Source organism: Rosistilla carotiformis (assembly GCF_007753095.1).
GTDB classification, from domain to species: domain Bacteria; phylum Planctomycetota; class Planctomycetia; order Pirellulales; family Pirellulaceae; genus Rosistilla; species Rosistilla carotiformis.
Genome location: NZ_CP036348.1, coordinates 2,892,598 through 2,917,423, shown reverse-complemented (window position 1 = coordinate 2,917,423; position 24,826 = coordinate 2,892,598). Strand labels below are relative to the sequence as shown.

14 protein-coding genes are annotated in these 24,826 nt (G+C 57.1%); 9 read left to right on the top strand and 5 right to left on the bottom strand.

Annotation, left to right across the window (positions count from 1 at the left end):
* Positions 1-7 precede the first annotated feature (7 nt).
* From Poly24_RS10730 to Poly24_RS10720, 3 genes are all read right to left on the bottom strand, one after another.
* Positions 8-1,336 carry a Gfo/Idh/MocA family protein gene (locus Poly24_RS10730; protein ID WP_145094492.1) on the bottom strand — a complete coding sequence of 443 codons (1,329 nt, stop codon included), beginning with the start codon at positions 1,334-1,336 and terminating at the stop codon, positions 8-10.
* A 142-nt stretch (positions 1,337-1,478) separates the two neighbouring features.
* On the bottom strand, positions 1,479-2,384 hold the full coding sequence (locus Poly24_RS10725; RefSeq protein WP_145094489.1) for a response regulator: 906 nt from the start codon (positions 2,382-2,384) through the stop codon (positions 1,479-1,481).
* Positions 2,385-2,508: 124 nt separating this feature from the next.
* A complete protein-coding gene (locus Poly24_RS10720) occupies positions 2,509-6,192 on the bottom strand; it encodes a PAS domain-containing hybrid sensor histidine kinase/response regulator (protein WP_145094486.1) in 3,684 nt (1,227 codons plus the stop codon).
* A gap of 377 nt (positions 6,193-6,569) precedes the next feature.
* Here Poly24_RS10720 and Poly24_RS10715 point away from each other — a divergent pair, with 377 nt between their 5' ends.
* The 6 genes from Poly24_RS10715 to dnaE all read left to right on the top strand — a co-directional run bounded on the left by Poly24_RS10715 (position 6,570) and on the right by dnaE (position 18,009).
* Complete coding sequence (locus Poly24_RS10715; RefSeq protein ID WP_145094483.1) at positions 6,570-10,025, top strand: DUF1553 domain-containing protein; 3,456 nt, start codon at positions 6,570-6,572, stop codon at positions 10,023-10,025.
* Between the two features lie 54 nt (positions 10,026-10,079).
* Complete coding sequence (locus Poly24_RS10710; RefSeq protein ID WP_145094480.1) at positions 10,080-11,516, top strand: DUF1501 domain-containing protein; 1,437 nt, start codon at positions 10,080-10,082, stop codon at positions 11,514-11,516.
* A 164-nt stretch (positions 11,517-11,680) separates the two neighbouring features.
* Positions 11,681-12,379 (top strand): orotidine 5'-phosphate decarboxylase / HUMPS family protein, encoded by a 699-nt coding sequence (locus Poly24_RS10705; RefSeq protein WP_145094477.1) that lies wholly within the window; start codon positions 11,681-11,683, stop codon positions 12,377-12,379.
* On the top strand, positions 12,376-13,404 hold the full coding sequence (locus Poly24_RS10700; RefSeq protein WP_145094474.1) for a zinc-binding dehydrogenase: 1,029 nt from the start codon (positions 12,376-12,378) through the stop codon (positions 13,402-13,404). The genes Poly24_RS10705 and Poly24_RS10700 overlap by 4 nt, the downstream gene beginning before the upstream one ends.
* A 205-nt stretch (positions 13,405-13,609) precedes the next feature.
* The gene (locus Poly24_RS10695) at positions 13,610-14,293 is read left to right on the top strand and encodes an FHA domain-containing protein (protein ID WP_145094471.1); all 684 of its coding nucleotides are present in this window, start codon (positions 13,610-13,612) and stop codon (positions 14,291-14,293) included.
* A 140-nt stretch (positions 14,294-14,433) separates the two neighbouring features.
* Positions 14,434-18,009: a DNA polymerase III subunit alpha gene (gene dnaE, locus Poly24_RS10690; protein WP_145094468.1), complete on the top strand. Its 3,576-nt coding sequence runs from the start codon at positions 14,434-14,436 to the stop codon at positions 18,007-18,009.
* A gap of 160 nt (positions 18,010-18,169) precedes the next feature.
* Here dnaE and Poly24_RS10685 read toward each other — a convergent pair whose 3' ends face one another.
* Positions 18,170-18,703: a hypothetical protein gene (locus Poly24_RS10685; protein ID WP_145094465.1), complete on the bottom strand. Its 534-nt coding sequence runs from the start codon at positions 18,701-18,703 to the stop codon at positions 18,170-18,172.
* A gap of 516 nt (positions 18,704-19,219) precedes the next feature.
* On the opposite strand from Poly24_RS10685, the gene Poly24_RS10680 reads away from it, so the two are divergent.
* From Poly24_RS10680 to Poly24_RS10670, 3 genes are all read left to right on the top strand, one after another.
* On the top strand, positions 19,220-19,741 hold the full coding sequence (locus Poly24_RS10680; RefSeq protein WP_145094462.1) for a hypothetical protein: 522 nt from the start codon (positions 19,220-19,222) through the stop codon (positions 19,739-19,741).
* Positions 19,742-19,921: 180 nt separating this feature from the next.
* Positions 19,922-21,439, top strand: coding sequence for a type II secretion system protein GspD (locus tag Poly24_RS10675; RefSeq protein ID WP_145094459.1), 1,518 nt, complete (start codon positions 19,922-19,924; stop codon positions 21,437-21,439).
* 51 nt (positions 21,440-21,490) lie between these two features.
* Complete coding sequence (locus Poly24_RS10670; RefSeq protein ID WP_145094456.1) at positions 21,491-23,134, top strand: hypothetical protein; 1,644 nt, start codon at positions 21,491-21,493, stop codon at positions 23,132-23,134.
* 16 nt (positions 23,135-23,150) lie between these two features.
* Here the strand turns inward: Poly24_RS10670 and Poly24_RS10665 are convergent, their stop codons facing one another.
* Positions 23,151-24,818, bottom strand: a complete 1,668-nt coding sequence (locus Poly24_RS10665; RefSeq protein WP_145094453.1) for a M20/M25/M40 family metallo-hydrolase — start codon at positions 24,816-24,818, stop codon at positions 23,151-23,153.
* Positions 24,819-24,826 lie beyond the last annotated feature (8 nt).

Below are 24,826 nucleotides of genomic sequence, written 5' to 3'. Positions count from 1 at the left end.
AAGCGGGTTAGACCTCGTCGATATTCCAACCAGTACGGTAATCGCGACGCAACCACTTGTTGGCGTCGTCGTTGTTCGTGAACCGCATCGCGGCAGCATCCCATTGGAGATTCTGCGTGCGGTAACGAACCGCGATGTTGCCCAGTAGAACCGATTCCGTCAACAGGGCGCCGTAATCAAATCCATCGCTCGGCTGTTCGCCGCTCAAACAACCATCGACCCAACCGTGGTAATGGTTGACACTTTCGACCGTTTCGATCGCGTCGGCGGCATATTGATCCTGCGGGAACAACTGCGGAGGGCCCACGTGTGGCATGACCATCGTCCCCTTTTCGCCGATGAAAATCGAACCCGATTTGGGCAACGCGACGGTCGCGGGGATATGCGATCCGCTGACGCTAGGCAGCAACCCACCGTCGTCCCAGCTGATCTTGATCGTCTCGTCGGTCGTCAACTCGGTTCCCGGGAAGACGTAGTCGACTTGGGTTTGAGCCGCCCAGACCTGGTCGTTCATTCCCGAATGATCGGCTTTCAGCTGAGTTGGCGGTGCGGCGATCTTCAGCGCCGTGAAGACCGGATCCAAGATGTGGCAGCCGAAATCGCCCAAGGCTCCGTTGCCGAAGTCCTGCCAATCGCGCCATCCCCACGGGTGATAGACGTTGTGGCCGCCGTAGGTGCGCATCGGAGCGACGCCGATCCACAGATCCCAATCGACCGACTTGGGCAACGCTGGCGGGTTCTTCGGAACCGAGATCTGTCCCGACTTTCCATGCCCCGTCGCGGCACACCACGAACGGACCTCTTTGACCTTGCCGATCGTTCCCGATTGGATCACTTGCACGCCCGTTCGGTAGACCGAATGCGAATGGATCTGGTTGCCCAGCCGAGTGATCACGCCCGACTTCTTGGTTTGGTTGGCGACCTGTCGCGCTTCCCAGACATTGTGGGTCAGCGGTTTTTGACAATAGACGTGCTTGCCTTGACGCATCGCATCGAGGGTGATGAAGGCGTGCATGTGGTCGGGAGTCGAAACGGTGACCGCATCGATCTTGTCGCCCAACTTGGCCAGCATCTCACGGTAGTCTTGGAAGACCGGCGCGTCGGGGGCTAGTTTTTTGACCTTTTCGGTTCGCGCCAAATCGATGTCGCAGAAGGCGGCCATTTGGGTCTGCGGATGATCCGACATCTGTTTAATGTCCGACCATCCCTTGCCGTCGCAGCCGATTCCGGCGACGGACAGTTTGGAGTTCAGATTGCGTCCGCGAACGATCGAGGGGCAGGCTACAACCGCTGCCGCGGCAGCCGATGCTTGAAGGAACTGACGGCGTTTGATCACAGGTAGGACTCCGCAAAGAGAAATGAGGTGGGATGATTCGGCTGTTGCCAGGTGAAATCGTACCCGACGCGAATTCGCATTGCAAAAGCGAACTCGCCAAGAAACCTCATTCGCGACAAATCACTCGCCCGGTGGGAAGCCGTTAGACCTCGGCGGCTTCCATCACTCGGCTGATCAGCTTGATTTCATTTCCGCGATCGTTAAACCGGATTTCATCCATAAACGATTGAATCAATACCAATCCCCGACCTCCCGTCGCATCGAGCCCATTGTGCTCGGGCGATTGGACGGCAGAACAATCAAATCCGGGGCCGTCGTCGCGGACCGTAAACTGCAGCATCTCATGCCCCAGTTTGGCTCGAAAATGGATCCTGCGATCGTTGAAAGGTGTTTCGGATCGACGTCGATCGACCAGCGTCGGCTCTCCCGCGACCTTCAACTCCTCATCCCGCACCAGTTCGTCGTGGCTGAGCTCCAGATTCCCGTGATACAACGCGTTTCGCAACGCCTGTTCCAACGCCATCCCGATTCGCGCCCGCGTGACATCGTCGCAGTATTGGATTCCCGCGGCCATCTGCTGCATCAAGTTCACCAACGGCGCGATCAACTTCGGATCGTTCTCCAACGTGAATTGAAACTCGTAGTAGTCGAGACAATCGATCAAGTTCTTGTAACTCATTTCGGTGTCCAACAAACTCAACACATGCGCGACCGATTCCAAGAGCTCTTCATCGACTCGCGATTTGGGCAGATAGGCGGCAGCCCCTTCCTTGAGTGCTCGCACGGCGAGATCGTCGCAATCCTGGGCCGTGATCAAGATTACCGGAACTTGCGGATAGCCATGCCGCAAATTCTTGACCAGTTCCAGCCCGTCCATATTCGGCATCTGCATGTCGGTCACCACCACATCGGGAACCTGCTGCGCAACCATCGCCATCGCAACCTGCCCGTCTCCCGCAACACGCACACGATGCGATTCTTCTTCCAGCAAGGACTTCAGTAGCACGACTTGCGTGGGACTGTCTTCCGCAAGCAAAATGTTGGCCATGATCCATTACTCCCTGACGCGTTCGGAACGAATGGCCGTCGCGATGAGCCAACGCATGCGAAGACACAGCGGTCGGGCATTTCCATCCAATATAGCGAGGTTGACAGGGTCGCGATGGCCTCAATCATTTGAGATCGCTCAAGAATTGTGACGTTTCCTGCAGGGTACGCGACATCGCGTCCTCCCACTGTTCGAGTTCATCGGAGAGATCGTCGATGGTGCCTGACCGTCCCTTCCGCTCAAGAAGATCTAACAATTCCGCCAACTGTGTCGCGCCAATTGCCATTGCGGCACCTTTGAGCGTGTGCGCGGACGATTTCAGCAACCCTGCGTCCTGAGCGGCCACTGCGGTTCGAATTGTTTTTTCTAACATCTCGCTTTCGGTCGCAAAAGCTTCGAACAAGTCGGAAATGAGGTCCTGATTGTCCCCCAACGTCGCATGCAAACGATCCCAATCGATTGAGCCAGCCTGCCCATCATCCTCCGTCGGCTCCGTTGAATGGCCCGGTTCGTCGGCGTGCGACTTCCCCTGAGGCTCCGCCACGGCATGACCTGTCCCCAACGTCTCAGCGGAATTTTCGCGATGGGCGTCGCACGGCGCCGACGTTTTCGACGGACCAGGAAGACCACCGAGTGGTGCATCGTCACTGGAGATCGTTCCGCCCGCGGGAGCCATCACCTTGATCAGTTTCTCGAACAGCGTTGCCGTCCGGATTGGCTTCGGAACATATTCGTCCATCCCCGCCGCCAGACATTCCTCGCGATCTCCTTTCATCGCGTGCGCGGTCATCGCGATGATTGGAATGTGACCACCGGATTGTTGTTCCTGTTCTCGAATCAAACGCGCGGCGGTCATCCCATCCATCACCGGCATCTGGATATCCATCAGCACCAGATCAAAGGTTTGTTCCTGCAGGATATCGATCGCTTCTTGGCCGTTGTTGACCGCGACCACTTCGTGGCCGTGCTTGCTCAAGACGCCAATGGCGAGCGTTTGATTGACGAGGTTGTCCTCGGTCAACAGGATCTTCAGTTTTCGCAAGTCGTATTGCGGGCAACTGTGTTCGTCGTGCGAATCTTCCGACGCCGAGACCCCCAACGCGCGAACAATCGAATCGAACAGCTCGGATTGCTTCACAGGTTTCATCAGCCGTTCGGCGATCTTTAATGTTTCGCGGCGTTCCTTATCGCCCACTCGCCCTCCGGAGGTGAGCATGATGATCGGGATCTCCTTCGATTCCGATTGCGCTCGGACCTGCGTGGCAAACTCAAAACCATCGACGCCTGGCATGTTGACGTCGCTGACAATCAGCCCAAATGGGCTTCCTTCCTCGTGCGCAAGCTTCAGCAGTTCGATCGCCTGGTCGCCCCCTTCGGCTAAATCGGGAAGCATTCCCCAATTCGAAAGCATCTCGTCAAGAATCAACCGATTCGTTTCATTGTCGTCGACCACCAGCACACGCGTGCCGCCAACGACAACGATCCCGTGGTTCTTCTTTTTCTGAACGTCTTCGGCCGCGACACCACAACGGATCGTAAAATAGAACTCGCTACCCACGCCGACTTTGCTCTCGACCCAGATCTTCCCTTGCATCATCTCGACCAAACGCGACGAGATCGCCAACCCCAAGCCGGTCCCACCGAAGCGACGCGTTGTCGACGCATCGGCTTGTTCGAACTCATTAAAGACCGATTTACACTTATCCGCGGGGATACCAATTCCTGTGTCTCGCACACAGACGCGGATCTCGGTCGCTTGATCGTTGGCATCGTGTAGTTCCACGTCGACGACGACCTCTCCCTGTTCGGTAAACTTAATCGCATTGCCAACCAGATTAACCACGATTTGTCGCAACCGTCCGGCATCCCCGACGACATATTGCGGGAGTCCGGGAGCGACGCGGAAAGCGAGTTCCAGTCGCTTGATATGGGCACGAACCGCCAGCGTCTTCATCGTGTCGCCCAACAGTTCGCGAAGGTCGAACGGTGTGGCATCGATGTCCAACATGCCCGCTTCAATTTTCGAAAAGTCCAACACGTCGTTGATGATCGATAGCAGGGCATCCCCCGATTCCTGGACCATTTTCAAGTAGCCGCGCTGGCTGGAATCGAGCCGCGTATCCAACAGCAATTCGGTCATCCCGATGATCGCATTCATCGGTGTGCGGATCTCGTGACTCATGTTCGCCAGGAAATCGCTCTTGGCACGATTCGCCGCATCGGCAGCCTCTTTTGCGGCCAACAGTTCTTCGGCAGCCAATTTGCGCGCGGTGATATCGCGCCCGATTCCCACGATCCCGATGATTTCCCCATCCTCGCCACGCAGCGGGACCTTGGTCGTCAGCAACCAAAACCGTTCGGCATCGCTATGCTGCGAAGTCTCCTCTTGATCGATCAACGGCTCCCCGGTTCGCATCACGATCTGGTCGTCGGTGACGTAATTGCACGCCAATTCGGGCGGGACAAAATCGTAATCGGTTTTACCAACCAGGTCTTTGTTCGATTCGACACCAAACAGCTTCAAAACCGCGGTGTTTCCGGTGATGAACCTTCCGTAGCGATCCTTGACGTAGATCAGGTCGGGGATGTTGTTGGTGATCGTTCGCAGCAGATCGCGCTCGCGCGACAGTTCGATCTCGGCCCGTTTTTGCGTCGAGACATCGCGCGAGATCCCAAACGTTCCGATGATCTCTCCGGAGGCTTTCCGCAGCGGCACCTTCGTTGTCGAGCACCAGGTGTCTTCGCGATCGGGCCAGTTTTCACGTTCGACTTTGGCAATGATCGATTCGCCCGTTTCGATGATTCGGCGTTCGTCTGCCAACGCGGCTTCCGCATGTTCGTCGCCAAAGAAGTCGGCATCCGATTTACCGATCGCATCGCGTGGATCGTCCAACTGGAACAATCTTGAATGGCTGCGACTGATTCGAATGAAGCGACTCTTGCGATCTTTGAAATAGACGGCGTCGGGAACGTTGTCCAACAACGTATCCATCAAAAACTGCGACTGTTCCAGCTCGCTCTCATTTTGTTTCTGGTAGCTGACGTCCCAAAAGATCACCTGCACGCCGACGACATTCCCTTTGGGGCTGAACGCCGGAAGTTTCAATACCTCCACAAAGCTTTGCGTACCGTCGGCGGTCTGGTGCTCTTCGATCACATGTTCGGGCTGACCGCTGTCCATCACCGCACGATCGTTTTCAGAATAGGAACGAGCCAGTTCGGCGGGAAACAGTTCGAAATCGGTTTTGCCGATCAGGTCCTGTAACTGCAGCCCCATCGATTCACAGAACGTTTCGTTGGCGTATTGAAAACGCCCCTTCTTGTCCTTACGAAGCACGCACAGCGAGACGTGTTCACGAAGCTTTTGATGGGTGCTGACCGATTCCAATTCATTTTGATTGGAGATCTCTCGGAGTGCGATCACTTGGCCGACCGCTTCGATCCCAATCGGCTCGCCCGCATCGTCGGTCACCAGGGAAGCACGTTGATCGATCCAAGTCGATTTACCGTCGCTATCGCTGATCCGGAATTTATGGCTGACCGAACCGTCTTCGCGAACATGATGCAGGTCGCGTCGCACGTTGCCGCGATCGGCCGAATGGACCTTGGACAACAAATCATCAAGCGTCACATCGGCGTCGGGCTCAAATCCGAACAACCGCCTGCCCGCCGGATTGCAATAAACCAAGCGACGATCCTGCAAACTGGCACCCCACACGACGTCGGATATTTGGTTTAACAGCGTCGACGCGATGCGGAACCGGGCTGCGAGGGACGATGGCTCAGGTTGCGATGTCACAGTATTCACTCGGAAGAGATCTCAAAGAGGAGGGTCGCCCGCTATGATACCTCGACAACGCGGGGATCGCACGGAAATTCCCTCCATCGACCGTTCCTTCGGCGGTGGATTGGGAGCGTCTGTGGCCCCCCCTTCCAAGCCCACCATCATCGATTTACTTGGGAAGTGGGAGGAGGTTGCTCGCAAGCTCAAAGAATTGCTTGAGCCCCGGCGGGCTGGTACCATGAGAACTCGGCGTCTCCCGCGGTATTCCACATACTCGACGCTCCCTCCTTGAAGCCAACACTCCTACCGAATCGAATTTAATCCGACCCGCGTTCATCCATCGGACGAACGGCACGGCTTGGTTGCGTTCGCTATTCCTTCTTACGCTTTGTCGAAATTTCATGAATGAAAACCTCCAACGTTTCGTCGCCAAAGTCCAAGCGTTTTCGCTTCGACTGGCGTTGTTGGCCAGCGTACTGACGCCAAGCGTGGACGCAGTCGCCCAACAAGTCGATTTCAATCGCGAAATTCGCTCGCTGCTTTCGAACAATTGCGTGATGTGTCATGGCCCCGATGAAGCCGCCCGTTCGACCGAGCTGCGTTTCGATACCGAAGCGGGTTCGCAAATCGATCTGGGCGGATACGCCGCGATCGTGCCGGGGGATCCCGAGGCGAGCGAGTTGATCGCTCGGTTGACGACCGACGACGAAGACCTGCGGATGCCGCCGCCCGGCAAAGGCAAACAGCTGACCACCGATGAGGTCGATCGGATGCGTCGCTGGATCCAACAGGGAGCCCATTACGCGCGGCACTGGTCCTACGAACCACCGGTCCGTTCTCCGCTGCCCGAAATCAAACACGTCGATTGGCCACGCAACCCGATCGATCATTTTGTTCTGGCTAGGTTGGAGGCCGAAGGACTGGAGCCATCGCCCGCCGCCGACCGATACGCGTTGGCCCGCCGCGTGGCGATCGACTTGACTGGCTTGCCGCCCCGTTGGGAACAGGTGCAAGCGTTTGCAAACGACCGGCGGGACGATGCCTTCGAATCGTATGTCGATGCGTTGTTGGAACAACCCGCGTTTGGTGAACGTTGGGCGCGGGTCTGGTTGGATCTGGCTCGATACGCCGACAGCGCCGGGTACGCCGACGATCCGCCGCGGACGATCTGGGCCTATCGCGATTACGTGATCCGATCGTTGAACGCCAACAAACCGTTTGATCATTTCACGATCGAACAGATCGCTGGCGACCTGTTGGACAATCCAACCGACGAACAATTGATCGCCACAGCCTTCCATCGCAACACGATGACCAACAGCGAAGGGGGAACCAACGACGAAGAGTTCCGTAACGTGGCAGTCGTCGATCGCGTCAACACGACGATGGCTGTCTGGATGGGAACGACGATGGCCTGTGCCCAATGCCACACGCATAAATATGATCCGATCACACATGAAGAGTACTTTCGCTTCTTTGCGATCTTCAACAACACGTTAGACGCCGACATCAAAGACGAACGGCCGACGCTGCCGATCTGGACCGACGAACAGAAAGCTCAAAAGCAGCGATGGGCCGAACAGATCGCGGACCTGAAAGCGACACTGCAGCAGACGACTCCCGAAATCGAAGCCGCTCAAGCGAAGTGGCTCGCCGAAATCAAGACGCCGCCGACTTGGAAGCCGCTGATGCCGGTCGCCGCCACCGCACAGCATCGTCAATTGACGACCGACGCCGAAGGCTGGGTCGAGGCCAGCGGCGACAAGAGCGACCACGATCTCTACACGCTGCGATTTGAAACCGCTGGGCAACAGATGGCGGGATTGCAGTTGGAGATCTCTCCCGACCAGAGCGCCAATTTTGTCCTCACGCAAGCAACCGCTTCCTGGACGCCCACCGAACCGCAACCTGTCGATGCGCGATTCGTGCGGATCGAACTGGCGGGCAAAGGGAAGTTGATCCATCTAGCCGAAGTGCAGGCGTTCAGCGATTCGAAGAACCTCGCCCTTGCCGGCGTCGCGTCGCAAAGCTCCACCGGTTACAACGCGCCAGCCGCTCGAGCGATCGACGGCAACACCGATGGGGACTTCTACAAGAACTCCGTCACGCACACCAACGCCGAATCCAACCCGTGGTTTGAGATCGACCTGAAGCAATCGCATCCGATCGACGAAGTCGTGATCTGGAATCGGACCGACGGAGGTGCTTCGATCGAGCAGCGGTTGAAGGGTTACAAGGTGATCCTGCTGGATGCGCAACGCCAAGTTGTTTGGGAACAAACGCCCGACGCCATCCCCAGCCCCAACCAATCGATCGCTCTCGGCGGGGCGGTCCAACTGCGGTTCCAAAACGCGTTGGCTGATTATGAACAGTCGGGCTTTCTTGCAGCGACAACGATTCTGGACAAACAGGACACGAAAAAGGGCTGGGCGATCGCAGGTGGACTTGGCCAACCGCATCAGTTGACTCTGACGCTCGATCCACCGCGAACTCTTGCCGCTGGCGTACTGGAACTGCAATTACACCAGAAATCGGAACACGTCAAACACCTGTTAGACAAGGTTCGCGTGCGAGCGAGCGATTCGGCCAACCTGACACAATGGGCCAGCTTGCCCAACGCGATCCGATCGATCGTGTTGCAAACCGAACCGCTGGATGAGAAGCAAGCGAAACAGTTGGCCGTCTACTATCGCACGATCGCGCCGCAACTGGCGCCGGTTCGAACCCAACTGGCGAAGCTCGAAAAACAACTCGCCGACATCAAACCGTATACGACCGTACCGATCCAAGAGGAGCTGCCGAGCGAGAAGCAGCGGTCGACTTACATCCACCTGCGAGGCGATTATCAGTCAGCCGGAGCCGACGTCGATCGCGGTACGCCCGCCGCATTCCATCCGCTGTCCGCCGACCGCCCGGCCGATCGATTGTCGCTGGCCCAATGGCTGGTCGACGATCAAAACGCTTTGACACCGCGAGTGATCGCCAACCGACACTGGGAAGAGATCTTCGGGATCGGAATCGTCGAATCGAGCGAAGAGTTTGGCTCGCAGGGAGAGCTTCCATCGCATCCGCAGCTGTTGGATTGGCTGGCGGTCGAACTTCGCGACAGCGGCTGGGATCTGAAGGCGTTGCTGCGATTGATCGTCACGTCGGCGACCTACCGGCAGAGTTCGGTGACGTCGCCGGAGTTGCAGGAAAAGGATCCCGCGAACCGCTTGTTGGCTCGCGGCCCGCGTTACCGAATCTCCGCAGAGATGGTCCGCGACCAAGCGTTGCAGTTGAGCGGTCTGCTGAGTCACAAGATGTTTGGCCCACCCGCCAAACCGCCGCAACCCAACCTCGGGTTAAACGCAGCGTTTGGATCGGCGACCGATTGGAAAACAAGCCCCGGCGACGACAAATACCGTCGCGGAATCTATACGATGTGGCGGCGTTCGAGTCCCTATCCATCGATGGCAACATTCGACGCTCCCAACCGCGAGGTCTGCACGGTGCGACGTGGGCGGACCAATACACCGCTGCAAGCGTTGGTGACACTCAACGATCCGGTCTACGTCGAAGCGGCTCAAGCCCTGGCCCGGCGGATGTTGACGGCGGATTCGTCGGTCCGAGGTCGGGTCGAATTTGGGCTGCGAACCTGCCTGTTGCGAGAGCCTACGGAAAACGAAGTCGACCGGTTGGCAGCGTTGTATCAGCAGGCGTTGACCGAATTCCAAGCCGATTCCGCTTTGGCTCGACAACTGGCCGAGGAGCCGCTTGGGGAACTGCCCGCTGGAATGGATGTCGCCGAAGCGGCGGCGATGACCGTGGTCGGCAACGTGCTGTTGAACCTGGACGAATTGTTTCTCAAACGCTGATCGCCTCGCCCCTCCTTTCGCAGACGGGCCGCTAAAAAACCAAGGATAAGCTCGATGGATCCACGAATCGAATACGCAGCCTTCAGCACGCGAAGGCACTTCCTGCAGCAATCGACAGCGGGCGTGGGGGCGATGGCGCTCGCAAGCCTGATGGCCGGCGATGCGTCGGGCAACGATCCGTTGGCCGCGGCCAAGCCTCACTTTCCAGCGAAAGCGAAGCGGGTGATCTATCTTCATATGACCGGTTCGCCACCCAACCTGGACCTGTTTGATTACAAGCCTGAACTGGCACAGCGCGACGACCAGGATTGTCCCGACCATTTTATCGAAGGGAAAACGTTTGCGTTCACCAGCGGTAAACCGAAGCTGTTGGGATCGCCGCGGAAGTGGAAGCAGTGTGGCAGCCACGGAACGTGGATGTCCGACGCAATCCCCAACTTCCACAAAACCGCCGACGACATGTGCATCGTCCATTCGATGTACACCGACCAGTTCAACCACGCCCCGGCGGAACTTCTTGTTTTAACGGGATCTCCGCGCTCGGGGCGTCCTTCGCTCGGATCGTGGACCACTTACGGACTGGGCAGCGAAAACGAAAACCTTCCCGGTTTTGTCGTCCTGATTTCCAGCGGCGTGCAACCCAACGGCGGCAAGAACTCGTTTGGCAGCGGATTCCTGCCGTCGGTCTACCAGGGAGTGCAATGCCGCAGCAAAGGCGATCCGGTCCTGTATTCGTCCGACCCGGCGGGAATGAGTCGTGGGATGCGGCGGATGAGCCTAGATGCCATCCGCGATCTGAATCAAATTCAAGCCGAACAGCTGGGGCATCCCGAAACGATGACCCGAATCGCGCAGTACGAACTGGCGTTTCGGATGCAGACGTCGGTCCCCGAAGTGATGGACATCTCGCAGGAATCGCAAAAGACGCTGGACGAATACGGCGCGGAGGTCGGCGGCGCCAGCTTGGCGAACAACTGCCTGCTTGCCCGGCGGTTGGTCGAATCGGGCGTTCGGTTCGTCCAGCTGTTCGATTGGGGCTGGGATTTCCATGGCACCGCCGCAGCGACGGGCATCCAAAAAGGGCTGACCGACAAGTGTGCGACAATGGACAAACCGATCGCCGCGTTGATCAAGGATCTCAAGCAGCGTGGCCTGTTTGAGGACACGTTGATCGTTTGGGGAGGCGAATTTGGACGCACACCGTTCCGCGAGGGACGCACAGCCAAAGGGAAGATCTTGGGACGCGATCACTTTCCCGATGCCTTCACGATGTGGTTGGCTGGCGGTGGCGTCAAAGGTGGCTTCGAATACGGCACCTCCGACGAACTCGGCTTCAGCGTCGCCGAGAAACCTGTCCACATCCACGATCTGCAGGCGACGATCCTCCATCTATTGGGATTTGACCACGAACAATTGACCTATCGCTTCCAAGGTCGCGACTTCCGCCTGACCGATGTGCATGGCCACGTCGTCAAAGATTTGTTGGCCTGATCGGTCTCACGTCGCCGCACTGCGGCAGTCGATAGTGATCTCGGACAGAATGTCGATCGCAACGCGTGCGATCGTCGCGCGCAGCGGGTATAACATGCCATCCCATGGATGCCGTTGCGGGAGCCAGCCGCCCCCTTTTCTATCCGAAACGCTGCGAGAACTCGATGAAACCGATTGTTCAGATTTCGTTGGACCTGACGACGATAGCCGAAGCGCTCGAGACAGCCGAAATGGCGATCCGCGCCGGGGTCGACTGGATCGAAGCGGGAACGCCGCTGATCTTGGCCGAAGGCTTGCATGGCATCCGCGCTCTGCGCGAACGATTTCCCGACGTGCCGATCGTCGCCGACCTGAAGACGATGGATGGCGGATACCTGGAAGCGGAGATGATGGCGGGTGCTGGGGCGACGCATGTTGTCGTGATGGCTCAAGCCCACGACGAAACGATTGAATGTGTCGTCAAAGCGGGACGCGATTGCGGCGTCGGCGTGATGGGTGACAACATGGCCTACAACACGATGATCGATGGCGCGCGGCGGTTGGAAGACCTCGGCTGCGACTACATCGTGCATCACATCGGTTACGATCACCGCCGCGGGATCGCAGCGGCTGGCGGACGGATGCCGAGCCCATTGGACGATTTGCGAGCCGTTGTCGATGCTGTCAAGATTCCCGTCCAAGCGGTCGGCGGTCTGTCGATCGAACAAGCGATCCAATGTCCGGCTTATGGGGCCCCGTTGGTTGTCTTGGGAGCGCCGCTGACGATCGATGCCGATGCGTTTAAGACCGCCGATGGCGACCTGGAAAGTTCGCTGAGGCTGATCTGCGAAAAAGTTCATGCCTACGACGAGGTGCAACGATGAAATCGCCAGCGATTGTTAACTTTGCCCCCGATCCGGGAAGCGTCGAGATCCGAGAATTCCAGCGGCCAACGATCGGCTCCGACGACGTGCTTGTCGAAGTCGCTGCGGTCGGCGTCTGCGGCAGCGATTTGCATCAATGGACGGCGACTCACAGCTGGCCGGTCAATTATCCCGTCGTGCTGGGGCACGAATTTGCGGGAACGATCGTTGAGACGGGATCCCATGTCGCCAGCTGGCGCGAAGGGGACCGGATCGCCAGCGAAACCGCGGCGATCATCGACGTCGACAATCCGATGTCGCGGCGTGGGTTGTACAACCTGGATCCGACGCGGAAGGGCTTTGGTTACGGAGTCGACGGGGCGATGACTCGGTTTGTCCGCGTCCCCAGCCGATGTTTGCATCGCGTCCCCGACGCGTTGGCGTTTGAACACGCGGCGGTCACCGAACCGTGCTGCGTTGCTTACAACGCCGTCGTCAAAAATTCGCGGATCGAACCGGGAGACCGCGTGCTGGTGATCGGTCCCGGAACGATCGGGATCCTGTGCGCCGCGGTGGCAAAACTGGTCGGTGCCGACGTCGCCGTGCTGGGGCTGGAATCGGACACGCACCGATTTGCTGTCGCGCAGAAATATGGCGTCACCACGCTCACCGACGCACGCGAATGGGCTCGCCAGGGAGACGGATTGGGCGTCGACGTCGTGATCGATGCGGCGGGTGTTTCCAGCACGCTGCAGTTGGCGATCGAATTGGTCCGCCCCGCCGGATGGATCACCAAAGTCGGCTGGGGTCCCAAACCACTGGGCTTCTCGATCGACCCGCTGGTCCAAAAAAATGTGACTTTGCAGGGGAGCTTCAGCCACAATTGGCCGATCTGGGAACGGGTGATCAGCCTATTGACCTCCAAGCAATTGGACGTCGAACCAATTGTCGGCGGAACGTTTGGAATCGGACAATGGCAGCAGGCATTCGAGCGAATGCACCACGGAGAGATCGTGAAATCGGTGATCCTACCCGGCCAGGAATGACATTTGTTCCAACAATAATTCTCCACGCAAAGTATCGCTCTTCGCGTGGATGGGTGAAGTTGCTGAGAAATTTATCATCAATGCTCGAGATGGACAGTTGCCCAGTAGATCGCTGGATGCCAGAATCTAATGGGGAAACTTATATTTTTTCGACGTTCATTTTGTCGGCCAGTACAGATTGGGTCACAAGTCAGGAACAGGCGACATGACCGAGGTAACGCTCACAGTTCTGCATGGTAGTGATCGTGGAAAAGTGTTCCGCGACATCGCACCACCGGTCACGATTGGCCGGGAGGAGGGGAACACGATCCAATTAAACGATGAACGGATCAGCCGCTGCCATCTGAAGATTCAATACGACAATGACCGGCTGGTGCTGACCGATCTGGACAGCACCAACGGAACCAAGGTCAACGGCCAGGAAAGCCATTTGCGTATCTTGCGTCACGGCGACTTGGTCTCCGTTGGTCGCAGCATGTTGTTGGTCGGAACCGAGGAACAGATTGCGGCCCGCGTAGCGGCATTGCAAGCGGCCAGCGACAAGAACATCGGGGCGACGATGACGCAGGATCTGGCGGCCAGCGAAGGGAGCTCGGCACTGGATTTCGAAGTGGGTGAACGGAACACCAACATGGAAACAACCGGCACGCTGGGGATGATCGAAACTCCCGAGATACCCGACCGGCTGTCCCCGAGCCAAGCAGCGCAGATGTGTGAGGTGCTCGATTTTCTGCATCAACGACTGCAAAAATTGATCGATTACGCCCAGATCGACGAACGGACTCAGGAGGTCATCGTCGATTTTGCCGCTTGGCAGCGGATGATCGATCTACAGGCGAAGATCGGCGCGATGATTCGCAAGGCGGGCGATCCCGATTGGATCGATTGAACGCTTGCCGTCAAGTCCGGTTTCATTTCTGGCGGCGTCGCCGTAACGTAAAGTCAGCGCCACGCCAATCGGGCTGATTGGTGCTTCCGCGGTGGCGTGTTGGCTCGCGTCGCGCAGAACCTTCTCTGGGAAACGGATTGATGAACGCTCGACCTTTCACGCACTTGCATTGCCACAGCCACTACAGCCTCTTGGACGGGGCGAGCTCGATTCCAAAATTGGTCCAACGTTGCGCCGAACATGGTATGAACTCGTTGGCGTTGACCGACCATGGCAATCTGCACGGCGCGTTGGAGTTTTACCGCACGGCTAAAGCGGCCAATATCAACCCGATCGTTGGCTACGAAGCCTACATCGCCCCGGGCAGCCGATTCGAGAAAAATTCCTCGGGCGGAAGCCGCGATGCCAGCTACCACCTGACGCTGCTGGCCCAGAACAAAACGGGCTTTCAGAACCTGATCCGTCTAGCCTCCAAAGCGAGCCTCGAAGGGTTCTACTTCAAACCACGTATCGACAAACAGATCCTGGAGGAATTCAACGAGGGGATCATCTGTCTGTCGGGTTGCGTGAGCAGTGAGTTCAGCCGCGCGATCCTCAAGGGATCTTCGACCGAAGAGATCGAGAAGGAGGCGATGGGAGTCGCCAGTTGGTTCGAACGCGTTTTCCGCGATCGTTACTTTATCGAAGTCATGAACAACGGCGTCGACATCCAGCGCCAACAACTGGCCGGTGCCGTCGATATCGCCAACAAGATGGGCTTGCCCGTCGTGGCAACCAGCGACTGCCACTACGTCGATCCCGACGATGCCGAAGCCCAAGACGTGATGTTGTGCATCAACACCGGCCGCTTCCGGACCGACACGTCGCGGATGAAGATGGACGGCAACCAATACTTCCTGCGTACACCCGACCAGATGTACGAGAAGTTTCCTGGGCTCGAAGACGCCGTCGCGCGCAGCCAGGAGATCGCCGATTCGGTCAACTTGGAGCTCAACCTCGGCAAGTTCTACTTCCCGAATTTCGAAGTTCCCGAGAACAAGACTGCCACCCAATATCTGCGCGAACTGTGCATCAAGGGGCTGAAAGACCGCTACCAAGGAGATCGCGATCGGTTGCCCGATGGAGACGACGGCGACCTGTCGGAGGAGGTCCACGCGCGGCTCGAACGCGAACTGGGCGTGATCGACAAGCTCGGTTTCCCAACCTACTTCTTGATCGTTTGGGACTTTGTATTACACGGCCGCAGCAAAGGAATTTGGGCGACGGTTCGTGGTAGCGGTGTAGGGGCGATCGTTTGTTACGCGCTCTATCTGTCGCACGTCTGCCCGCTGAAATACGACCTGCTGTTCGAGCGGTTCTTGGATGAAAACCGGAAAGAGCCGCCAGATATCGACGTCGATTTCGACAAGGACCGCCGGGTCGAAGTGATCGACTATGTGAAGGAGAAATACGGGCACGACAACGTTTGCCAGATCGGTACGTTTGGAACCTTGGCGGCGCGTGCGGCGATCAAAGACGTAGGCCGTGCGCTGGGGATTCCGCTGTTTCGCGTGAACCAGATCACCGAGATGGTTCCCGACGAACTGAAGATCACGATCGCCAAAGCGCTCGAAAAGAACGAGGAGCTGCAGAAGACTTACGACGGTGATTCGGAGGTCCGCGAACTTTTAGACCTGGCGATGCGGATCGAGGGACTGGCGCGGAACGTCGGCACCCACGCGGCGGCCGTTGTGATCGCCGATAAACCGCTGTCGGAATACCTGCCGATCGGTCGGGTTCCCGGCAAGCAGGACGTGATCACGCAGTGGTCGATGAACGACGTCGAATCCGCGGGCCTGTTGAAGATGGATTTCTTGGGGCTTCGCAACCTCACGATCCTCAGCAAGGCGGTCGATCTGATCGAACAGACAACCGGCGAACGGATCGATCCCCTGAAGTTTCCGCTGGACGACAAGGCGAGTTATGCGCTGCTGCAACGCGGCGAAACCAAGGGTGTCTTCCAATTGGAATCCGGCGGTATTCGCGACCTGTTGCAGCGGATGAAGCCGGATAGCTTCCACGACATCATCGCGACCGCCGCGTTGTATCGTCCCGGCCCGCTGGAAGGCGGTATGGTCGACACCTACGTCAATGTGAAACACGGCAAGGAGGCGCCCGAATACAAGCACCCGGTGCTGGAAGAGATTCTCGCCGAAACCAACTCGGTGATGGTTTACCAAGAACAGGTGATGCGGATTTTGAACCGCTTGGGCGGCATTCCGCTGGCCAATGCGTACACCTGTATTAAGGCGATCAGTAAGAAAAAAGAAGCGCTGATCAATCAGAACCACGAGAAATTCATCGAGGGGACGGTCGCCAAAGGGCTGACGAAGAAAGAGGCCGACGACATTTGGGTGATGATCCAAAAGTTCGCCGGCTACGGCTTCAACAAGTCGCACTCGACAGCTTACGCGCTGGTCGCTTTCCAAACGGCCTACCTGAAAGCGCACTATCCGGTGGAGTTCATGGCCGCGTTGCTCTCGAGCGACATTAGCGGACGAAACTTTAAGCGTAAGGATGCGCTGATCGAGCACATGGAAGATTGCCAACGGATGAACATCGAGATCGTCAATCCGAACGTCAACATCAGCGATTCGGACTTCTCGGTTGCCGACGGAAAGATCATCTTTGGCATGTCGGCGATCAAGGGCTGCGGTGGTGGGACCGCGGTCGCAATCGAAGAGGAACGGCGCGAAAATGGACCGTTCAAAGACATCTTCGATTTTTGCGAACGTGTCGATCCGCAACGATGTAATCGCGCCGCGGTCGAAACGTTGATTAAAGCCGGTGCGATGGACGACTTTGGCAAACGCGGACAATTGCACGCCGCGTTGGACCGCGCATTGCAAAGTGGAGCGGCGGCGCTTGCCGATCGCAAAAGTGGTCAAAAGAGTTTGTTTGGCGAATTCGAAGACGCTGTCGAAGACGCGGAGGAAGAGGATCCCACCAACGCGTTACCCGACGTCGAAGACTGGCCCGAACGGCAAGCGATGCTGGCGGAAAAAGAGGTTTTGGGATATTACCTGAGCAGCCACCCGCTGGCCGAATTCGAACAAAAACTAAGCACCTTCCGGACGCACAAGACCAGCCAATTGATCGACTGTGAAGATCGCACCGAAGTGATCATCGGCGGAATGATGAGTTCGATCAAAATCGCCCACACTAAAAATCCAAAACCCGGCGCGCCGTCGAAGTATGCCAACTTTGACCTCGAGGATGTCGAGGGACCGATTCGCTGCATCCTCTGGCCCGACGGATATCAAAAGATGGGTGAGTATGTTGTCCCCGACGCCGTCTTGATCGTTCGCGGTGTCGTCGATCGGCGTGGTGGTGGCGATGAGATCAACTTGATCGTCAACGAATTGGTACCGCTGGATGAACTCGACGCCAAATACACCCGCGGGATCCTTATCGATCTCGACGAAACGATTCACGAAGAGATGCTACCTCACGTTCGCGAGGTCCTTCGCGGTTATCCCGGCGGCCAGGAGCTGATGGTCTCGATGCACCTGAAAACGGGCGAAGCGGTGGTGATGCGGAGCCAGAAGTATAAGGTCCAGGTCAACAATGAACTGCGAGATCGGATCGACGATCTGCTGGGGCCCGGCCGATACAAGCTGCTGATCACGCGGCCCAAAGTGGCACCGGGCGTACAACAAAAGAAATATTCGTCTTAGCGTCGTACCCGGCCCAAAAGAAGAACCATCGTCACCAAATGCGATTTTGCGTCACCGATCGCTTCACACCGCGTTAGCCTCGGTCGTCATGCCCCCGACCATGGCTAACAGAAAGTTCACGAATCCCCAACACGGAAAGGTTGGGGGAACCGTAGTGGAACTACTTGGGGGTGATCGTACCGATCACTGTCAATTCGTAATCCCCCGCGATCGTATCGGCGAAATTTTCTTCCAAGAAAACAACTCTCAGATGTAGGTTCGCAGTCTTCACGGCGCTCACTTCTGCCCTCACCAACGCGACGCCATCACCTGCAGCATAGTTGGTCTCGTCGGCAGCAAGCGTGACTTGCCAGGCATCATTGGGGAAAAAGAACGACCCCGTCGCTCTCGACAAAAACAGCCACGCATTCCGCTTGACCGTAGGTTTGGTCGTATGCGTGAACGCTTGCGTTGTTTCAAAAGTCGCTATCGCACCGGCGGGACTATTGCAGACAACCTGCCACGGCTGCCAGTCGATGATCTGATTGGCATCGGTCAGATCGTGAATCTTATGCGCCAAACTGTTGGTCGCATTGATCGCAACGACCCCCGGAACACGCATTCTGTAGTGTTGTTGGTCTTGCGCGTCTTCCGCATCGACCGTTGTCAATTGCATCGCCAGTACGATCGCGGCGACAGAAAAGGTTCTCGACATGGGATATTTTCTGTTTGAAACGAAGGAGTGAAACGTGGATTTTGGTCAATGCATGAAAGATAGCTTCTAATAAACACCTTGTTAGCACCATCTGCCAGATTCCGCTGCATCCTTTTGTTATTGCATCAACCCAACATCTATTCCCAACGGCGTTCGTTTTTGTTAGGGATGATCTCCCACGGCCGTCACGGTGTCTAGTCGACAGCAGTGAGGGGAGGGGGTAAATACTCGCCCCCCGGCACTCTAGCGAAACTTGGCAAAAATGCCCGATTGTTTTTTGCGTTGCTCGAAATCACGACTTATTAATTTCGTACAGCAAGTCGCGACTGCGGAAAGGGCAGTGCGATCTCTGGACCGGCTTTGGGGCGTTGCCGTCGCATTGGACGACAACACAAGCTGGGAGAAATGGGGCAGAACTAACGATTAAATGCAATGTTGCGGCCAATTCGGCTAATTCGTTGCTTCACTAACGTCCGATGTGTACATCGGTACCCCTGTTAACTAGAGGATTCTACTATGTTCCGCAAGTCAATCGCCCCAGTTGTTTCGTTCGGTCTTTCTTTGGCAATCGCCGCTTCGGCGCAGGCACAAGAAACCGATAGTGAGTTATTCCGCGTGACCGTCCCATCGACGCTGTCGATCACGGCGCCAAGCGCCACGGTATCGCAGATTCACGACGAAACCGACAACGATCAAGTCTTTCCAATCCAACGCTGGTTGGTAACCGCAAACAACACCGGCGGTGCCATGGCGGTTTTCACAACCGACCAGGCGTTCACACACACGTTGGACAGCAACTACAAACGCGATGCCTATCTGACGCTCGCCAAAGCTTCTGGCGATGCCTGGACTGTGACCAACGGTTCGGCAACCACCAACTATGGATCGTCATTGGAAGAGGTTTCGGTGACCGCCGAATCGTTTACTCCCGGCGCCGCCAACTTTGACATTGGAGTCAGCTTGGTGGAAGAAACCTTCACGGACTTGGCGGCTGGCGACTATGAGTTGACCGTCACCGGAACGCTCACCGCGAAATAGTCCTTTCCCCAACGAACCGTGCCGGGGTGGTGGAACGCCAATCGCGCACGCACGGTCGCTCGCAAATCTGGCTTCTATCGACGGTCCTAAGGTATGAGACCGTCGATAGAGCTTTTTTGACAATCGACGTTGTCTTCCACAACCGTCGCAGTTCGGTTCCTTTCACTGACGACATCACGGATGATTCGAATCAGAAACCTATCGCTATCGCGTCGCGACCGTGGGACAACTTGGCCATCCGCTGTTTTAGCGGTCGCAGCCCTTTGCATCCTGATCGTTGGTTGCAAAACCACGACACCGCCGGCGCGACGTTCGCTTGACGAGATCATGCTGGAGACGCTACGCGTATCCAACACTCGAGAAAAGCCGCCGACACCATCGCGGCTACCTCGCACCACATCAAGCCTTGCGATCGACGGTTCCGATGAATATTCGTCATTCATCCGCCGTGTCACGCATGTCTCCCAAGTCGCCATGAGTCCGTTGGTCGACGAAATTTTCGAAGAGACCGAAATCCGAGAAGCCATCCAATCGCTTGCTCTGCAAGCAAAAGTCAGCGTCGTGATCGATGACCAAGTGTCGGGCGTTGCAACCGCCGTCTTCGAAGAGGTGCCGTTTGAACAGGCACTCGAACAGATCCTGTTGCCGTTGGGATACATCTGGGGCATGCGAAATGGGCAGTACCTTGTCGGTTCCTCCGATCCGTCGTCCACGTTGTTCCGCTACCTCTCGATCAAGATGGACTATCAACCGCAGCACTACGCCCCGGCCGACCTGCTACCGCTGCTACCCGAAAAATTGCAGCAGTACGTACGGATTGTCGGCAAACGGAATCTGGTCGTGATCCACGCACCGCAGGAACTGGCCGATGAGATCCTGCGGGAACTGCAGAACGCCGATCAGCCACAACCGCAAGTTATCTTAGAAGCCATGGTGACGGTGCATTCCCCAGACACTTCCTATCAGTTCGGAATGGATCTCCAACAGATCTTGGCCGACGGCACCAGTCGTGGGATCAACGCGGGCCTTTCGGGCCTCGCGCTTTCAGGCACGCTGTCCCCCGGATCGATCGGCGATTTGTTTGGCAATTTCGGCACCACCGCTTACTTCCTGCGATGCCTTGAACAGGAAGGTTACCTGGACATCACGGCGTCGCCACGCGTGATGGCGAAAAATGGCGAAGAGGCACAGATCTCGATCAATCGAGAAACGTTTTTCAGTACCCAACCGGTGAACAGCGACGTATTTTATCGACAGGATATCGAAAAAGTGGAATCGGGCATCGTGCTCGAAATCACTCCGGTAATTCGTGGTGATATGGTCACGGTAACGATCAAGCGGGCCGAGGTCAGCGAAGACATTCGCGAAACCGGAACCGATCCCGATTTGGCAAACCCTTATCCGTTAATCAATCGTCGTTATGTCACCACCACCGTTGACGTTCGCGATGGAGAAACCATCACGATCGGCGGATTGACCCATCGACAAATGATCGACCGCGAAAGTCGTGTTCCCATCCTTGGAGACATTCCCTGGATTGGAAAGATGTTTCGCCAAGTCGATAAACAGAATGCCGAGGCCGAAGTGACTGTGTTCATTTCTCCTCAAATTGTTTACCCGAACACCTATGGAGAGGTTCGGGTGCTTCAAACGCCCCCTCATACGGACACCCTGCAAGCGGTTGCCCCCGCTCGCTAAACTTGCCGCACGGCTGCGCAATGTTCGTAAACGAATTGCAAGATTCCTAACATGACAAACTACCGTCTATTTGCCTGGACCGTCACACTGGTTCTCGTATCCGTCGCCCCCGTCGTCGCGCAATCGCAGGGATTCAATCAAGAATTGAAGCTGCGGCCGGATGTGAAACCCGCCTTCCACGTGACTCCAATGTCGCACAAGTTCGAGGCGACACGTGGAAAGCGGATACCTGTTAAATTTGATATCGAATCGGTCGAACGGCCGACCGTATTGCATGTCCAGACCGTCTCTTTGCGACAGGAGTCCGATGGAACCATTTTGCCGGACACTGAATCTCCCGCCCCCGACAACCTCGAACTGCTCAGTCCCGCGGATATTCAACTCGCCGAAAACGAACTGTCGACCATTGAGTGTCGTCTTCGAGTTCCCAGCAACTCGGGAAATTTCCATTCGTTCGGCTTGCTAGTTACCGACCTAGGCCGGATTGTGGAACAGCGGCCGATTGCCGCGGGCGACAACAAGACGCGGCGTGTGGGCGTTCGATTCGTAACCCGTTATCTGTTGCGTGTCGACGTAACCGTCACCGGAGCGCGGGGCGAAGACGCAGCCAACATCGACATCGAATCGGTTGAGCTGATCGAAGATGATGGATTCGCGAAGGCTCGCGTTTGGATCACCAACAGCACCGAAAGCCCTCTCGAGTTTCAGGCCCAAGCCGGCTTCGTGCGGGCGGGTTCTACCGCGGGGAAAAACCGCTTTTCGTTAAGCATGCCCAATCGCCAATCGGTCGAATCGGATGAACGCTACAACGTGCGTATCCTTCCGGGGGCGCGGCTGCGATTGGAACATCGCTTGCCCGAAGCAGCGTTTCCCGGGGAGCACGAAATGGAAGTCTCGCTGATCACCAATCGACGAACCCGCAAGAAGCAAGTCTTTCCCGTGACGATTCGAGCGGGCGAGTTCCCCGCCCAAGATGCGTTGCTGATCCAAGCGGCACGCGACATCACCGTCGCTCCAAGCCAAGTGGAACTGTCCATGCGACGTGGCGGGAACCGACGTGTTGCCGTGGAGATCAAGAACAATAGTCCGCAGGATGTGACCGTCGACATCCAACCGCAATCCGGCAGCGCATTTGTCGATGGCCTGATCGTCCGGCCAACCGAATTGAAAGTTCGCGCGGGTTCACACCGCAAATTTTTAGCGACCCTAGACGCTCACAACAGTGACGATCTGAATCGTTATACGCACCTGAACGTGATCGTCACATCCGACGCCGGGGAAATCGTCGGCGAGTTTTCGATTCCTGTCGCCTTGTTGGCCCGAACCGAACAAACGCCCCTCGTTCAATGGGATCCTTTGCAGTGGGATGGCTCCACCGAACCGCCCGCCTTTGTCCTGCCGGTCCGCAACACCGGACAGATGCATCTCCCCTTACAGGGCAACCTCAAGATGGTCGATGCGTTTGGCCGAGCCGTCGAAATGCAAGCGGGTTATGGCCGCTGGTTGTTGCCCGGCGAGGAATTCCTGTTGCGCTTCCGAACCAAATTCGCCCCGCCCGCGGGAAAATACCGGTACCAAATCAAGATCGACGGCGACGACTCAACCCCACCGATCGAGATCGAAGATGAATTGCAAATGGGTCCTGAGTTACCGGAATCGGCACGCGAAGCCCCCGAACCGGCAACGGCCAGCTGAGCGTTTAGCGCCCCCTCTATGGGCTCGCGAGGATCGCTCGACGCGCTTTCTTGCGAGCCGATTCGAATTCATCCCCCGGTCGCCAGGCAGGCATCTTGTCCGCCGTGGCGACCTGCATTGCTACGTAGAACAGCAGGCGGATGTCTTCGACGGCGCCGCTGAGATCCCAATCATCGCGGTATTCATCGCTGCGCTGGTGGTAGGTTTCTTCGATCCATTGTTCCAGTCGTTGTTTTCCCCACTCCGAAGGCATCCCCACGACGTTGATTCCAGAATGCAGGTAAACGCCCGGAACGCCAATCTGGGCGAGGCTGAATTGATCGCTGCGATAATAATATCCACGATCGGGAAATTGGTCGGGCGTGACGATCCGTTGTTGCCATGCGGCAACCGCGGTCACGATCGCGTCGAGATCGCTCTTTCCATGGCCGATCATGTTCACGTCGTGCGTCCGGCCGATCACATTCATTCCGTCAATATTGATCACCGCGGCCATCCGCCCCGGCGCGACAGGAGGATGTTCGGCAAAATATTTCGATCCCAACAATCCTTGTTCTTCAGCCCCCACGGCCGCAAACAAGATCGATCGTCGAGGACGCACTTCCAATTCGGTGCAGGCTTTTAAAATCGCCAGCATCGCGGCGCAGCCCGATGCGTTGTCGACCGCCCCGTTGTAGATGTTGTCGCCCGTTTCATCGCGTGCTTCCGCCAATCCGATGTGATCGTGATGCGCCATAAACACGACGACCTCTTCGCTCAACAGAGGGTCGCTGCCGGGCAACATTCCTAGCACGTTGGCCGTTTCTTTTTTGCGGACCTCACACGGCAGATCCATCGACAAACGCGTCCCCAGAGCGATCGGACGGAAATCACGGCGTTCGGCCGCAGCGCGTAAGTCGTCTAAATTCATCCCCGCGTGCTCGACCAGTCGTTCGGCCGCCCGCGCGCTGACCCAACCTCGCAGCTCCATCGGTGGCGCTGCCGAATCGGCCAACTGAAACTCTTCACCGCTCCAAGAAGTCTGCACGACTTGAAATGGATACCCTGCCGATGCCGTCGTGTGAATGATGATCGCCCCGGCGGCGCCCTGCATCGCGGCGCTCTGATATTTGTAGTCCCAACGACCGTAGTACAGTCGCCGACGACCGGCAAACAAATCGGGATCGTCGGCCGGGTCGTTGTTCAACATCAGCAACACTTTCCCCGTCAGATCCACATCCTTGTAGTCGTCCCAATCGAACTCAGGGGCTTCAATTCCATAACCGACAAAAACGACTTCGGCCTCTTCGACCGACGTCCGATCCGCCGCGCGACCGGCGGTGGCAATGTAGTCGTCAAAATAGTTCAGACTCAACGTGGTATCCCCCTTGGAGAATGTCATCGTCGGCGGGCAATGGGTCTTCACGCCGACCAACGGCACCGGTTGATACCACGTGTCACCGAGCACCGGTTGCAGGCCGGCGGCCTGAAATTGAGCCTGAAGATACCGCTGGGCCAACCGATCGCCACGGGTTCCAGGCCCGCGTCCTTCCAGTAGATCGTCGGCAAGGAAGCGCACGTGGCCACGGAGCGTCGCTTGATCGATTCTCTCCGCCGCCCGCTGCCATGCGACCTCGGGAACTTGAGCATCGGCAAGCGTCGCGAACCAGACTAGCGAAACCGTTCGAAGCAAGTGGTACAGCATGATTGGAA